At 46.8% G+C, this 14,963-nt stretch carries 12 protein-coding genes; 8 read left to right on the top strand and 4 right to left on the bottom strand.

What is annotated here, in order from left to right; genetic code table 11:
* Positions 1-167: 167 nt before the first annotated feature.
* The 3 genes from D2E26_RS02510 to D2E26_RS02520 form a co-directional block, all read right to left on the bottom strand.
* On the bottom strand, positions 168-1,916 hold the full coding sequence (locus tag D2E26_RS02510; protein WP_125963097.1) for an isopeptide-forming domain-containing protein: 1,749 nt from the start codon (positions 1,914-1,916) through the stop codon (positions 168-170).
* A 536-nt stretch (positions 1,917-2,452) separates the two neighbouring features.
* Positions 2,453-3,856, bottom strand: coding sequence for an asparagine--tRNA ligase (gene asnS / locus D2E26_RS02515; protein ID WP_125963098.1), 1,404 nt, complete (start codon positions 3,854-3,856; stop codon positions 2,453-2,455).
* Positions 3,857-4,031: 175 nt separating this feature from the next.
* The gene (locus D2E26_RS02520; protein WP_125963099.1) at positions 4,032-4,970 is read right to left on the bottom strand and encodes a hypothetical protein; all 939 of its coding nucleotides are present in this window, start codon (positions 4,968-4,970) and stop codon (positions 4,032-4,034) included.
* A gap of 382 nt (positions 4,971-5,352) precedes the next feature.
* Here D2E26_RS02520 and D2E26_RS02525 point away from each other — a divergent pair, with 382 nt between their 5' ends.
* The 8 genes from D2E26_RS02525 to D2E26_RS02560 all read left to right on the top strand — a co-directional run bounded on the left by D2E26_RS02525 (position 5,353) and on the right by D2E26_RS02560 (position 13,665).
* Positions 5,353-6,612 carry a chloride channel protein gene (locus tag D2E26_RS02525; protein WP_125963100.1) on the top strand — a complete coding sequence of 420 codons (1,260 nt, stop codon included), beginning with the start codon at positions 5,353-5,355 and terminating at the stop codon, positions 6,610-6,612.
* Positions 6,613-6,950: 338 nt separating this feature from the next.
* Positions 6,951-7,430 carry a glutathione peroxidase gene (locus tag D2E26_RS02530; RefSeq protein ID WP_125963101.1) on the top strand — a complete coding sequence of 160 codons (480 nt, stop codon included), beginning with the start codon at positions 6,951-6,953 and terminating at the stop codon, positions 7,428-7,430.
* Between the two features lie 442 nt (positions 7,431-7,872).
* Complete coding sequence (locus D2E26_RS02535) at positions 7,873-8,751, top strand: aldo/keto reductase (protein WP_164515830.1); 879 nt, start codon at positions 7,873-7,875, stop codon at positions 8,749-8,751.
* A gap of 114 nt (positions 8,752-8,865) precedes the next feature.
* Entirely contained in the window at positions 8,866-9,402 is a 537-nt protein-coding gene (locus tag D2E26_RS02540; protein ID WP_125963103.1) for an NAD(P)H-dependent oxidoreductase, read from the top strand.
* Positions 9,403-9,572: 170 nt separating this feature from the next.
* Positions 9,573-10,496, top strand: a complete 924-nt coding sequence (locus tag D2E26_RS02545) for a LysR family transcriptional regulator (protein WP_125963104.1) — start codon at positions 9,573-9,575, stop codon at positions 10,494-10,496.
* A gap of 123 nt (positions 10,497-10,619) precedes the next feature.
* Positions 10,620-11,591, top strand: coding sequence for an alpha/beta hydrolase (locus tag D2E26_RS02550; protein WP_125963105.1), 972 nt, complete (start codon positions 10,620-10,622; stop codon positions 11,589-11,591).
* A 22-nt stretch (positions 11,592-11,613) separates the two neighbouring features.
* The gene (locus tag D2E26_RS02555; protein ID WP_125963106.1) at positions 11,614-12,396 is read left to right on the top strand and encodes a carboxymuconolactone decarboxylase family protein; all 783 of its coding nucleotides are present in this window, start codon (positions 11,614-11,616) and stop codon (positions 12,394-12,396) included.
* Between the two features lie 246 nt (positions 12,397-12,642).
* On the top strand, positions 12,643-13,665 hold the full coding sequence (locus D2E26_RS02560; RefSeq protein ID WP_125963107.1) for a hypothetical protein: 1,023 nt from the start codon (positions 12,643-12,645) through the stop codon (positions 13,663-13,665).
* Positions 13,666-13,836: 171 nt separating this feature from the next.
* Here D2E26_RS02560 and D2E26_RS02565 read toward each other — a convergent pair whose 3' ends face one another.
* Positions 13,837-14,877 carry a DUF389 domain-containing protein gene (locus tag D2E26_RS02565; RefSeq protein WP_125963108.1) on the bottom strand — a complete coding sequence of 347 codons (1,041 nt, stop codon included), beginning with the start codon at positions 14,875-14,877 and terminating at the stop codon, positions 13,837-13,839.
* Positions 14,878-14,963 lie beyond the last annotated feature (86 nt).

Here is a 14,963-nt window from a genome sequence, read left to right on the forward strand (position 1 = left end):
AGCCTGTTCTATGTGCCAGTGTGACGAAGGTAAAGAGACTGGCACGCGCTCATGAATGTATAAGAATAGCTCCTTAGCCTCATAGATAGATGAGCTAAGGAGCTATTCGCACAATATACAGCACAACTGAGGTTGTTGCTTATTAGGGTTTTCTAGTAATACGGTACCTAGCTGTTACGTTGCTTTCTTAGTGCAACTATTATGCCGAAACTAGCAAGCACGATAATACCGATGCCTGCAATATACAACTTGGCTGTTCCTATACCGCCCGCGTCTGGGAGTACATTGCCTCCACGATTCAGAATTTGTGCAGTGATGGTACCCGTATTGATGGTGCCTTTCATGGTATCAACGACTATTTTGTTAGTATCGCTGGTCACTGTAGCATTGAGATCTTTTAATACTGGTATATCGTTGTCATCATTTTCGTGAATAGCAGTGATGGTGAAGAGCACGGGATGTTCTGGGTGAGTGAATCCTGCCGGTGTATACGTTTCTACGAGCTTATAGTTACCAGCGTCAATGCCTCTCCAACCGAAACGATATCCCAGGAACTGTTTCGGATCATTGGTATCGAAGTGTTCAGTAACTTTACTCTCACCAAGACTCTGCCAGACGGTTTTGCCTGCTTCATTAGTAGTCTCACGGAATAATTCGAATGTTGGGAGATCCTGTTTATTTGGGTCCACGGTAAAGCTTTTATTGCCGTCGAATTCATAGGTAAAAACCGTTGCAAAATCCTGAGGCGTTTTGCCGATATCAAGTGTGTTTGGATTATTGGCGTACAACAAATGTGCAGTATTGGTGTTGCCTTCAGCACCTATTTTTGCCTGAGCCAAGAGATACGCACTATACGTCACTTTAATAATGTCAGTCTGCCGAATATCAACAGTTTTAATGGACTGCACGTCACGAATACTCTTAGGTTGGAGACCTGGATCTGATGCTGGAACACCCTTTTTCGCACCAAGACTTAAGGAGAAACCTGTTTGACGGGTATCGGTTATTTTGTGTTCCAAAGAGTAATCGGTATTGGGTTTGAGCACCCCTTTAGGTGTAGTAGCAGTAGGTGAGGAGTACACTTCAACTTTCATATCAAGTGGTTGAGTCCCATCTTCTCCATAGAGGGAAAAGATGGGCATGCCTTTGTCAGTAACGTCAAAGTTATCGACGAATTGGTACTCGAAATATTCATAGTCATTGGGAATGCCCTGCATAACATTGCCGTTTTTAAATTGCTTTGGCAATGTTCCCGTCAACTGGAACTGAACCTTATCGCCAATTGCATAGTCAGCCGAGTCATCCCATGCATTATGCACACCAATTTCGTTATCTTTAACCTTTTTCGTCAAGGTCACGGTGCTGTTCTTGAGCTCAATCGTTACGCCTTTGGAACCGACTGTGTCCATCATGTATTTTGCATATGTTTCTTCTGATGAAAAGTCCGTATCTCCAGGATGTTCACCGCTCAACGTCGTATGTTCAATCAGATAATAGCCGACAGGAACATCTTTGGTGTCAGCGCCATTTTTCTTCAATTCAATATTCGTAAAGTCAGTATCTGGCGTTGGAGAAGACTTCATAAAGGCCCGAGCAAACTTATCAATGTTCATAGCATTGAGATATTTGGTATTAGACGAGTCAACGAACCAGTTTACTATTTTCGAATTCTCAATGGCGTAGGCAGGCAAGCGACCTTCAAACGTATCATCAATCGTTCGAATCGCAGATACTATGTTTTCTTTGTACGTGTCATTTACTGCAAAGATATATTTTGTTTCAATCTTCCCAGTGTCTGGATCTTTGATATCTTTTTCTGAAACGATATTAAGCAAGCGATACCCTGAAACTTTGTCACCTTGAGTCACGGTATTCTTGTCGAAAGTGATGGTACCTTGCCCTTCTGCAGCTGCCATAGCTGTGGTGACTCCGCCTATGCAGCTCGTTATGAATATAGCCGTAGTGACACTGAGAGTAATGAGCGCCTTACGTACTGTTATCATCATGCTCCCTTAGTGGTGTATCAACCTCGCAACAGTAGGGATATACGTGTGAACAGAACTTCTTTGTTTATCTGTTCTTCGGAGGAACATTCCGTTATTCCTGCTTTTTCTATCCCAGCCTTATCTATAACTATGCTTGCAGCATAGTTATTAACGAGGTTTGTGATGCATCATTGCATCGTGTTGCACCGAACATCCTAGCAATATGTACGTTTGGCGTCCATAATTATTATGTTAACAATATATTATTTTATATATTCAATGAACATAAATATGCCTATTAACTGTTCTTAACTTGTTGCAATTCAATCAGAAAAAATTAGAGCGAACATCTGCATAACGTTGCACGTCAATACCAACAACGTGGTACTACCAACAGCACCTCAATAGCAAAAGCGCCGCTCAAGCATTGCAATAATGCTCAAGCGGCGCTCGCAGTAAGTATTCGATCAGAACTCTGCGTGGCCCACAGTACGTGGGTGAGGCAGCACGTCGCGAATGTTGTCAACGCCCGTCAAGTACATGACGAGACGCTCAAAGCCAAGTCCGAAGCCTGCGTGCTCAACGCTGCCGTAGCGACGCAGATCAAGGTAGTAGCGATACTGTTCCTTGTTCATGCCGAGATCGTCAATACGCTTCTCGAGCAGTTCAAGACGCTCTTCACGCTGCGAACCACCGATGATCTCACCAATACCTGGCACGAGGCAGTCGACAGCAGCAACCGTACGACCGTCTTCGTTCATACGCATGTAGAAGGCCTTGATGCCTGCAGGGTAGTCGGTGACGAACGTTGGCTTGCCGAAGTGCTGTTCGGTCAGGAAGCGCTCGTGCTCGGTCTGCAGATCCATGCCCCACGACACTGGGTAGTCGAACTTGTGACCTTCTGCCACTGCCTGTTCCAGAATTGCAATAGCGTCGGTGTAGGTGACGCGTGCGAAGTCGGATTCAGCAACGTGGTGCAGACGCTCGAGCAGACCCTTGTCAACGAAGCGGTTGAGCATGTTGAGCTCGTCTGGGCAGGTTTCGAGCACCTTGTTGATGATGTACTTGAGCATGGCTTCTGCGAGCTCCATGTCGTCCTCAAGATCAGCGAATGCCATCTCAGGCTCGATCATCCAGAACTCTGCAGCGTGACGCTTCGTGTTCGAATCCTCAGCGCGGAACGTTGGACCGAACGTGTACACGTCGCCGAATGCCATAGCGAAGTTTTCTGCGTTGAGCTGGCCCGACACGGTCAAGCTTGCTGGCTTGCCGAAGAAGTCCTTGCTCCAATCCACGCTACCGTCTTCGTTGCGTGGTGGGTTGTCAATGTCGAGCGTCGTCACGCGGAACATTTCGCCGGCGCCCTCAGCATCGCTCGTCGTGATGATTGGCGTGTTAACGTACACGAATCCACGGCCCTGGAAGAACTCGTGAATTGCCATTGCGGCCACGGAACGAATGCGGAACACTGCGCGGAACAGGTTCGTACGAGGACGAATGTGCTGAATCGTACGCAGGAATTCTGGCGTTGCATGCTTCTTCTGCAGTGGGTAATCAGGCGTCGACGTGCCAAGCACCTCAATGCTTTCTGCAGCAACTTCGAATGGCTGCTTAGCATCAGGCGTCAGCTTCAGCGTGCCCGTTACTTTGAGCGAAGCGCCGGTATTTTGTGCGGCAATCTCGTCATAGTTGTCGAGTGCGTCCTTCTGCATAACGACCTGCAAGTTGTTAAAGCAACTGCCGTCATTCAAAATAACGAACCCGAAGTTCTTCATATTTCGAATCGAACGAACCCAGCCTGCCACGGTAACCGTAGTTCCGCCCAGCTGCTGACTGTCCGCATAAAGTTGCGCAATAGTCGTGCGCTTCATGTTCTACTCCCTTAGTAGTTGAACGGGTTTTCGATGTCCAACTGTGTAATCGTATCGCTAGGCTCAGCCGTTTCCGCCAGTTGAGTAGGGTCGGGGGCGTTGCGTGGGGTTTACAGAAATAAAAATTCAATTATTTCTGCCAAACCGAACGGGGCTGAATTAAGCGAGGATGCTGTTACTTTTCGTAGTTTTGAATCACGTGATGGAGCACCATGTAGCGGGCGATGAGGCTCAGCACGGTAACGAGCGCGCCGGCGATCCAGATCCACGAACCACGCAGCGTTGGCAGGTACACGTAACCAGCAACGGTTAACACGCCAGCGACCGTAGCGACGCGGCCGAGGCTGACGACGTAATCGCACAGATGCTTTTCCTTAATAATCATTGTGTCGGTAATACCGTTCACGGTGTGATGATCCAGCAGCTCATAAATATTGGCGTAACGCATCGAATTCACGTTGTAGTAGCGAAGGTTGCAACGTTCGTACCAGCAGCCAGCAAAAACGACAATCCAAGCGCCAGCCGCAAAGCTCAACTTTTGCAGGCCGCCGATCAGATCAGCGGGCCAATTAGCAAGGTGAGCGAAGTAGAGCAGACCCAAGCAGATCAGCACACCAAGCACAGCAATCAGCGTCCACGTCAAATGACGCTGCATTTGGCTACGACGCTCCTCAGCAGAGTAGCGGAAGTTTAGACGAGGGAACGCATCATGGAACTGTTCGGAATCCTCTTTACAGCTGTGCACCATAAACGAACCGATAATAATGAACGCAATCATCACGAGGAATGATTCAGGATGCGTTGGATTCGTATTGGGATGAATAAGCTCATAACTCTCGTGACCGATCAGCTCATTAAGCCAGTCAACAATCGTCTCCAAACCCTTATTATGCTGGGCTGGCAGCAACTGCATAAAGTTACCAATAGCCGTACCAAGTAGCATCAGGCCAACGCCGTTAGCCATATGGAATGCGCGCGTACGAGCATGCCATTCATACCACGTACGCTCCTGCTCATGACGGGTACGATGCGACGAATGCTTCGACTGCTGTTGCGATGATTGCAACTCGTGTTCTGTTGCTGATGCCTGTGCAGCTTGTTCTGATGCTGACATGCTCAATCCTTTACGTTTCTATAAGCGCCAATGCGCCACGAACTTTGTAAGCCGCATACCAATCTAGCGAACCCGTTGTCAGTACTTCATTTGCGAAATTCTGATGACACTAGATCGACTCATGCCTAGGGAGTACCACTGAGCCTGATACATGAGTCCAATCTTGCATGCTGGCATATTGCCATGCAGCCAGATTGACAGTCTGCCATGTTGACGGATCGCCATGTTGGCATCGTGAGCATATGCGCCTATGACGGGGGTAATGCTGGTAAGCTCAACGGTTACCCGAGGATATGAAGACGTATCCGATTCGGTAGGAGAAGAGTACGGCTTAAGCATTGCATGCTGAGCCAGCGTATGCGTTGCAATAAGTGGGGTAGTTATGGGCATCAAACGACTCGTACATACAACAACAGCGCGTCTACTCTATGCGCTTGTTATTGTGCTCCTTGGCTTGTGTGCGGGTGCATGCTGCTGGGCATTCTTCGCACTGATGAATGCGGGCATACGTCTGCTCTGGGCGACATTGCTACAGGCTCTAGGATTAACCACATCATGGTGGCCACTCGTACTCTGTACAATAGGCGGCATTCTTGTAGGCTTGTTCCAACGCCGATGGCCGGGGCTTCCTCGTGACATGCATGAGGTAATGGCTGATGTACGCCAACATGGTCGATTTGAATACCGATACTTACTCGTATCATTCGTAGGTGCATTACTGCCATTACTATTCGGCGGCAGCATCGGCCCTGAAGCAGGATTAACTGGCGTGATCGCAGGCTTAAGCACCTGGGTAGGCGATAGGCTGCGATTCCTTGGTATTAAATTCCGTGATCTCGCCTCATTGGGGCTTTCGGGCGTACTAGCGGCAATGTTCTCAGCACCGCTCTATGGTCTAGCTGTTCCGATCCTTGATGACGGACAACCCGTTACCCAGCATAAACGTATTGCAGGCAAACCATTGCGCATCACCGTATATATGCTGACGGTGCTCGCAGCGCTCGCAGCCATGATGGGATTGAATCATTGGTTCGGTCATATGGGAGGCTTACCACGATTTAGCGAGCTTAGGCTCACCGTATATGAATGGAAGTGGCTGATTCCACTTGCTGCTGCTGGTGCCATTTTGGGTTGGCTGTCTCACGGTATTGCCTTTGGTGCAGCAAGACTTTCAAAGGTTGTTGGGAATAGACCTATGACGAAGGCCATTGTTGCGGGTCTAGTACTTGGTGCTGTGGGCTGCTCCTTACCGTTGACAATGTTTGCTGGTGAGGAGCAAGCGTTGGAGTTGCAATCCACGTGGACGCTCTGGGGTATGGGCGCGTTATTGGCTACTGCTTTGGTGAAGCCGATTATTGTGCAAGTGTGCTTGCAGTTTGGTTGGCGTGGTGGCAAGTTCTTCCCAATGATTTTTAGTGGTATTGCACTTGGCTATGCGATGGCTATGTTGACGTCGGCTGATGCTGTGTTCTGTGTCAGTGTGTGTGCAGCTGCAGTTATGGGTGCGGTAATGTGTAAACCATTTACAGCAGTACTGCTGTTGATACTGTGCTTCCCACTGGAAGCAGTGGTTCCTATGATCGCGGCGTCTATGCTCGGTGCCGCTCTACCGCTGCCATACTCATGGAGGCAAACTGAGTAATCAGAAGAACCGTATAAAAAATATGTACGAAACCCAAGCAGGAGAACGCTTAAGCGAGCATATCAGAGCGTAACTGAGCGTGCCTCAAGTATCGGAAAATACGGGGAAAACACTTTTTCGAACAAATGTTCGAATGCAGTTGTTGAAGTTGCAAATTATACGGAAAACGGCTGTTGAAGAGCAAACTACAGGGAAAATGGCTGTTGAAGGAGCAAGCTACAGAGAACATAGCGAAACAGGAAGTTCGCTGAAGTTTATGTCAGTTCTTGCACGCAACTGTCAGGCTGCGCACTGAATCGACGTTTAGTGTGGGTATTACCAACCAAACGGAGGACAACATGACCGATATTTATTCAATTCCTGTAGAACAGCAGGACGGTACAATAACCACACTCGAGCAGTATCGCGGTAAGGTACTACTCATCGTCAACACGGCAACCGGATGCGGATTCACGCCACAGTACAAGGGCCTAGAAGAGCTCTACAAGAAGTACCAGGATCGCGGCTTCGTTGTTCTCGACTTCCCATGTGACCAGTTCGGCCATCAGGCACCAGGCACAGACGAAGAAATCAACAACTTCTGCGCCGTGAAGTACAACACAACATTCCCACGCTTCAAGAAGATCGACGTTAACGGCGATAACACGGCGCCACTGTACAAGTACTTGAAGGAAGAACAGAACGGCTTGTTTGGCTCGGCAATTAAGTGGAACTTCACGAAGTTCCTCGTCGGACGCGAAGGCCACGTCGTAGACCGCTTCGCACCAGCAACAACGCCAGAACAGATTGACGAAAACATCGCCAAGCAGCTCGGCTGAGTAAAAGCCTAAAAACAAAAGCTCGTTACGCTAGAACAATCTAACGCAACGAGCTTTTCGTTATATAGGCCGAAACTTACAAAGACGCTGATGTATACAACTCTTATTTACACAGTTTTGACCTACGAGACATTTGGCTCACATGGCCTTGCTACTAGGCAGCCTTTTCCATCGAGGAGGCTTGAATCTGAGCTTTTGACGAGTAGAGCACATACGCCCAATACGATCGCTAATCGGATCAAACAACAACATGCCAATCGTATAGAACAAGAAAAATAAAACAATCGTAGCTGCGGCCGCGCATCCTCCGATGAACGACACCGAGTCTAACGAACCCAAACAACAAAACAACCAAAAACAAGTAGATTTCACGTTCTGCTTACACCAAGCAACAGTCACTACGGTGGAAAACAGATTCCAAGCAATAAAGCAAAGGAGTTTTATGCAAACGGTCAAAACCACCAACGGCGTTGAAATCCCACAACTCGGCTACGGCGTATACGAAATGACGTCAGAAGAAGTCCGTGAACACCTGCCACAAGCACTCCAACTCGGCTACCGTCACGTAGACACCGCAAACGCCTACTTCAACGAAGTCGCAGTCGGCGAAGCCATCAACAACAGCGGCATCCCACGCGACCAAATCTTCCTCACCACAAAAATCTACCCAGCAGACTACGGTACCCAAGAAACCATGCCAGCCATCGACGCCTCACTCAAACGACTCGGCACCGACTACGTAGACCTCCTACTGTTACACCACCCATACGGCAAATACGTAGAAGCATGGCCAGTACTCGAACAAGCGCTCGCAGAAGGCAAAGTCCGCTCCATCGGCGTCTCCAACTTCCCAATCAAAAAAATCAACGAAATCGCCGAAGTCGCCAGCATCTTCCCACAAGTCATGCAAATCGAAATGAACCCACGCCACAACCAGCACGACTTCAAAGAACAACTCATCGGACGAGGCGTCGTCTTCGAAGGCTGGTACCCACTCGGCCACGGCGACCCAGAACTGCTCAATATGCCCGTGTTCACAGCGCTCGCAGAAAAGTACGGTAAGACGAATGCTCAGATTATTGAGCGCTGGCATATGCAGGAAGGCAATGTGATCTTCCCAAAGACGTTGTCGGTGGAGCATATGAAGCAGAATCTCGACATTTTCGACTTTGAGCTCACCGACGATGAAATGGCTCGTATTGATGCCATTCCACAGAAGCCATACTATGTGGTGCCAGAACAGGCTCCTGATTTCTTTATGCAGAAGTATGACTACTCCACACAGGTGCGTCCGTTTAAGAACACCTTGCTGCAGAAGTGAGCAGCTACTGCAGGTCATCAGTTACTGCAGTGAGTAAGTACTGCAGCAAGGAGTTGCGTAAAAAGTAACTGCTGAGCGGGGAGTCGTACTATAAACCTCACTATCGTTGGTTCAATGACAAACATTCTTGTTGTAGTGGGGCATACCTACCCACAGCAGAGCATTGCCAACCGCATGATCGTCAAAGAACTTGTGCGCCAGTATCCTGACGCACAAGTTGACGACCTCTATACGTTGTATCCAGATTTCAGCATCGATGTAGCTGCTGAACAGAGCAAAATCGAGTGGGCAGATCTGATTATTCTTCAGTCGCCAATGTTCTGGTATTCGGTGCCATCGATTGTGAACCGTTGGTTCGAAGAAGTCTTCAGCGCTGGATGGGCTTATGAAACAACTGGTCATGTGCTTGATGGCAAAAAGGTTATTTTCAGTATGACCGTTGGGGGTCCAGTCGAAGCTTATACCGACGAAACTACGGTTGGTATTACTGAAGACCAGGTGATTGCACCAATGCGCTCTTCATTCACATACTGCAATATGGATTGGCTGGGTTCGGTGGTGACCTACGATATGCCACAACCTGCAGATTCGGAAGCTATGAAAGAAGCTATACATGCGCATGTAGAGTCAATTGCTGCGTTCATTGACTGATTAACAATATCTATGCAACAGCTGGTGTATATGCATGCAATATGGCATGGAATACACCAGCTGTTGTGCTCTCAGATGGGTGTGCAGCATATATAGAGACCGTCGCTGTATAGATTATTGCTAGAACACCACATGATAAATACTGCAAACAGTATGATTTGCGTAATTTCATGTGTACTGGGAAGGACTATACAGCGATGGGTATGGATATACGACTGTTACGCTATTTTCTTGCAGTTTGTGAGGAAGGCAATATATCACAGGCTGCACGCTCGTTGTATATAACGCAGCCAACGCTTTCGCGACAAATTGCTGAATTTGAACGAGAAATTGGATCACAACTTTTTATTCGCAAAGGTAGGCAAATGATGCTTACTGATAAAGGTGTGTATCTACAGAGTCGTGCTCGAGAGATTTTGTCACTGGTTCAGAATACTGAAGAAGAACTCAAAACTAATGATGAAATCTTGGCTGGCACCATTCATATTGCAGCAGGCGAGAGCTGGGCGTTACAGCCTCTTGCTGCACTGATTCGCGAGTTTCGTGAACAATATCCTGAAGTAACGTTTGCTGTACATACTGGCAATGGTGAAGATGTAGCTATGCGGATCGAGCTTGGACTCGCTGATTTTGGCGTCTTTATGGGCAAACATAAGCATGCTGATTATGAAGTGTTAACGTTCCAAGCCACTGATACTTGGGGATTAATTATGCCCGAGGATGCACCTTTGGCTCAGCAAGAATCTATAACAGTTGAGGACTTATGTGATCTTCCTCTTGTTGCATCTGAAGGCACTTTGGACCATGGAGATCTTGCTACTTGGCTCAATCCTATCCGCAATCATCTCAACATTGCATGCACTTATACATTGGCTTATAACGCTGCAATGCTAGTCATAGAGCATGTCGGTTATGCCGTAACATTTGATCGAATAATTGCTACCAACAAGGGGAGTGGTTTAGTATTTCGCCCATTAGCTCCTGCTGTTACATCGCCTGTTGAATTTGCTTGGAAACAAGGACAACATTTATCGCATGCAGCACGTGCATTCCTTGAAATAGTACACTCGAGCGATATTGTTCGGCATAAGTAACATTTCTATGCCTGTAAAGCATGAATACCTATGCAATGAAACTATTTGCTTTAGCATAACAACATTTTCATAATTGTTGTATCGCAATATTGGATGCGAGATTTCATAGATAAGGGGCATGCTATGCAACTCGAACTTACTGAGCAATGGGACAAGGTATTTCCACAAAATGATGTAGTTACTCATACAAAAGTAACGTTCCATAACCGATATGGTATTGAACTGGCTGCTGATGTGTATAAGCCAAAGCAGGCCCCGAATACACTTGCTGCTATTGCAGTGAGTGGACCTTTCGGCGCTGTTAAAGAACAATCCAGCGGTTTATATGCGCAAGAGTTAGCAGCACGCGGATTCTTAACTATGGCATTTGATCCGTCATTCACTGGTGAGTCTGGCGGTGCACCGCGATATATGGCTTCGCCAGATATTAATACTGAAGATTTTTTGGCTACTGTTGATTATTTAAGTAATCGTGATGATGTTGATGCTGAAAAGATTGGCATTCTTGGCGTATGTGGTTGGGGTGGTATTGCAGTGAATGCTGCTGCACTCGACCCTCGTATTAAGGCAACCGTGGCTTCCACGATGTATGACATGAGCCGTGTCAATGCTAATGGATATTTCGATGCCGAAGATAATGAAGAGCAACGTATGGCAAAGCGTCGTGCGATGGCTCAGCAGCGTACTCAAGAATATACGGCTCGCGATTATGCTCGCGCAGGCGGCGTTGTAGATCCAGTACCAGCTGATGCTCCGCTATTTGTACAGCAGTATCACGATTACTATAAGACGCCTCGTGGCTATCATCCACGTTCTTTGAATTCTAATGAAGGATGGAATGTTATTGGTTGCCAGAGCTATCTGAATCAACCATTGCTTGCATATGCAGAAGAAATTGAAAGTGCAGTATTACTGGTACATGGTAGCGAAGCACATTCTCGTTACTTTAGTGAGGATTTATATAAGCGTTTACGCGGTGACAACAAAGAACTCATGATTATTCCTGGTGCTGTGCATGTAGATTTGTACGACAACTACGACTACATCCCATTTGATCACATTGAGCAGTTCTATACGAAGTATCTCAACGACTAATCGAATAAAAGAAAGGGATAGTATGACCGTTACACAGACAGCTGGTCGCGATCAGCTCGGTGATTTCGCGCCTCAATTCGCACATTTTAATGATGACGTATTATTCGGAGAAAACTGGAATAGCACCGGAATTAATATGAAAACACGTTGTCTAATTACGGTTGTTGCGCTTATGAGCCAAGGTATAACTGATAGCTCGCTGAAGTATCATTTGCAGAATGCTAAAACACATGGCGTTACACGAGATGAAATTGTGGCAACAATAACTCATGTTGCGTTTTATGCAGGATGGCCAAAAGCATGGGCTGTATTCCGTATGGCCAAAGATGTGTGGAATGATACAGCTCCTCGTGTGGGTGCAAATGATGCAGTGGCCGATGATGATGCGAAGGCTCGATTTGCTGCAGAGATGCTATTCCCAATAGGAGAGCCTAATGATGCATTTGCACAGTATTTTATTGGACAAAGCTATTTGGCTCCGATTTCAACGCAACAAGTCAATATTTTTAATGTGACGTTTGAGCCGGCCTGCAGGAATAACTGGCATATTCATCATGCAGAACAGGGTGGTGGCCAAATTCTTATTGGGGTCGCTGGTCGAGGCTTTGTACAAATTGCGGGCCAAGATCCAATTGAGATGCTGCCTGGTACGTGTGTCAATATACCAGCCAATACGAAGCACTGGCATGGTGCTGCACCAGATAGTTGGTTTGCCCATCTAGCAGTGGAAGTTCCAGGAACCCATACGAGCAATGAATGGCTAGAACCAGTAAGCGATAAGGAATATATCGAAGCTACGGCCTAAATCATTGCAGCCCATTTTTCTGTTACAGTTGAGGCAGAGGTTGGATGCTAATTATGGCATTCAACACTCTGCACGGGTTTATGTGCTGGTCTCGATTGTGCTGGTCTGAAATTGTTGTGTGCCTCTCGTTGTAGGGGGTGGCCGGGTTACACGGGGATGAGCATCGAACCCTTACCAACGCAGCATTGATATATGCGCAGTTGATGATTGTGCTCATCATAGGTTTGAAGGCGGGAGGCTACCGCCATGGAAGTTGCCAATACAAAGAAGTACCGCTCCATCCCTGTATCCGTTGCACTACTCGTATGCATGATGCTGCCATCATCTGCATTTGCAGACAGCGCAGCTCGTGACCTATCTGCTGCAGATATGGTTGATAGTAACGGTATTGCATATCTATTTGATGTAGAAACCGATCGGTATTTGCCAATTCGGCAGCGTGAAGCAAAAGCAGCGGCAATAACGCAACGGAATAGAACTCATCTGGAATTTGAACAACAACTTGATGGCAACCGTGCAACTGATACGAGGTTACTGAGTAAAACAGCACGGGCTCGTGCTGCAACAGAGGATCCTGTTCCTGGCGGTGTGGGATATGGAGCCTTTTTCCAAGATCAGTTCCAGTATGGATTTACTTCTGGAACCTCGTTGCTGTATAGCATTATCTGCCCATCTCAGGTTGGTGGAAATGTATATTCGCATCTGTACTTGACCAGTACTAATCGCGCGGCTAAAGGCGTTGAAGCCTTTATTTCGTATCTCGGGCAAGACACCTTAGTCTTTAAAGTTTTTGATTGGGCTCAGCCAGAATCTGATCGGTGGCAGGTTTATATGCCTTATTCCGAGCTCAGTGATTATTTGACAACGCAACCAGTGAATGGTGAAGGACGCCAAATAGTGACAGTACAGAATACAACCGTACAAGTGTCTTCAACACAGTGGATGAATGCTGTTTGGTTGAAAAACTATAGAACAAATTCTTTTGATCGTGTGTATTCCTATACCTATAACGTCACTCTTTCTGATCAAAGAGATTCACATTATGGAGAGTGGGGGCCAATTGTTGAAACGTTCCAAGAGCACTTTGAGAATACTAATGTTGTTGGCTTCAACAATGTGTATTTCAAGTCGAAAACAACAGACTATACGAGTAAGACTTGGAATGATTGGGAATTACTAACTGATGATGTCAGTTATATTCGCAATGACGGCTATGGTTTTATGACTGCTTTTCGACGGCCGAACTACACGTTCGGTGTGTACTCATGAATCTGTTTGGTACTGGATCCAAGGGGCGAGCTTGTAATAAAACAAAGTGACCCATATCGCATAGAGTTCGTGCGGTATGGGTCACTTTGTTATATAACTCAACGAAGTGCCAGAGCTGCAAGACCTGGACTATGGTCGCAACTTACGGTCTGGTATACGGCCGTTTTAGCATTATTGTTGAGTTGTAGCTGGCGATGGATTGGCATACTGGCCAGATGGGCCAATGCTGAATTCTGGGATAATAACAACCTTGGCGCCCTTCAGTGAAATATGTGCATCGTTGAGCATAGCAAGGAATTTACTGTCATCGAGTGTGGTATCGGCACCATCAATATACACAGTGGCAACATCATCTTGCACTTTGACTTCTTGCACAGACCAATTCGTGTTTTGTACCCACTGTGTAGCAACCTCTTTGACCTGGCCAGACTTAATAGAGCTTTGTGCAATATTCAAACTCGTAAACGTCAATGGCATAGCTACTACAGCAACACAAGCAATGACGAAAATATAACGCCATTTACGAGTGCCAAGACCTTTTTGTTGTGGGAAGTGCTTATCCAAATGCAGCGCAATGAACACAAGCATGCCCATAAATTCGATAGCGCAGTAGTTCGCTAGGAACAGCAACATAGAACCGGCAGCGGATCGCCAATCCTGCGCATATAAGCTAATACCAACCACACATAGTGGTGGCACCAATGATGCGGCAATTGCAACGCCAGTAATCGTATCTGGAATATCTTCTCGAATTTCTGCCAAAGCGCCCATCAAGCCAGAAGCAAGAGCAACAATCAAATCAACAAGACGAGGGGATACGCGTGCGAGCACTTCAGTATTCGTCGTAGTATCAATTTTGACTGGCAGCATTGCAGCAATAACGAGGCTAATGGCAATAGCACCAATAACACCAAGCCAAGTCATCAAAATTGTGCGCCAAACAGCTCGTTTATTACCAAGCACAATGGCTAACTGTGTACCTACCATAGGGCTCATCAGTGGGGCAATAAGCATAGCGCCAATCACCACAGCAGGAGACTGTGAAGCAATGCCACCCGTTGCAATAACTGCGGAAAGAGCTAAACGCCAAGCATAAGCAGAATATGATTTTGTGTGGCTGCTGACATCAACATACGTAGATTCTTTTGCTGCATCCAGCTGATCAAGCGATACATGTGACCCAACAAGTAGCCATTCCATGGGCGTAGCCATAAGGAATCCTTCTTCCAACTCTTTGTACAACCGTTATATAAACCGTTGCTGTAGAAAAAGAATAGCGCTACGAAGTATATAAGAAT

Source organism: Bifidobacterium dolichotidis, assembly GCF_003951975.1.
In the GTDB taxonomy this organism is placed as follows: domain Bacteria; phylum Actinomycetota; class Actinomycetes; order Actinomycetales; family Bifidobacteriaceae; genus Bifidobacterium; species Bifidobacterium dolichotidis.

What these genes read in the sequence shown, in the direction of transcription:
- D2E26_RS02510 (WP_125963097.1), bottom strand. Translation starts at nt 1,916, where the DNA reads ATGGCAGCTGCAGAAGGGCAAGGTACCATCACTTTCGACAAGAATACC.
- asnS (WP_125963098.1), bottom strand. Translation starts at nt 3,856, where the DNA reads ATGAAGCGCACGACTATTGCGCAACTTTATGCGGACAGTCAGCAGCTG.
- D2E26_RS02520 (WP_125963099.1), bottom strand. Translation starts at nt 4,970, where the DNA reads ATGTCAGCATCAGAACAAGCTGCACAGGCATCAGCAACAGAACACGAG.
- D2E26_RS02525 (WP_125963100.1), top strand. Translation starts at nt 5,353, where the DNA reads ATGGGCATCAAACGACTCGTACATACAACAACAGCGCGTCTACTCTAT.
- D2E26_RS02530 (WP_125963101.1), top strand. Translation starts at nt 6,951, where the DNA reads ATGACCGATATTTATTCAATTCCTGTAGAACAGCAGGACGGTACAATA.
- D2E26_RS02535 (WP_164515830.1), top strand. Translation starts at nt 7,873, where the DNA reads ATGCAAACGGTCAAAACCACCAACGGCGTTGAAATCCCACAACTCGGC.
- D2E26_RS02540 (WP_125963103.1), top strand. Translation starts at nt 8,866, where the DNA reads ATGACAAACATTCTTGTTGTAGTGGGGCATACCTACCCACAGCAGAGC.
- D2E26_RS02545 (WP_125963104.1), top strand. Translation starts at nt 9,573, where the DNA reads ATGTGTACTGGGAAGGACTATACAGCGATGGGTATGGATATACGACTG.
- D2E26_RS02550 (WP_125963105.1), top strand. Translation starts at nt 10,620, where the DNA reads ATGCAACTCGAACTTACTGAGCAATGGGACAAGGTATTTCCACAAAAT.
- D2E26_RS02555 (WP_125963106.1), top strand. Translation starts at nt 11,614, where the DNA reads ATGACCGTTACACAGACAGCTGGTCGCGATCAGCTCGGTGATTTCGCG.
- D2E26_RS02560 (WP_125963107.1), top strand. Translation starts at nt 12,643, where the DNA reads ATGGAAGTTGCCAATACAAAGAAGTACCGCTCCATCCCTGTATCCGTT.
- D2E26_RS02565 (WP_125963108.1), bottom strand. Translation starts at nt 14,877, where the DNA reads ATGGCTACGCCCATGGAATGGCTACTTGTTGGGTCACATGTATCGCTT.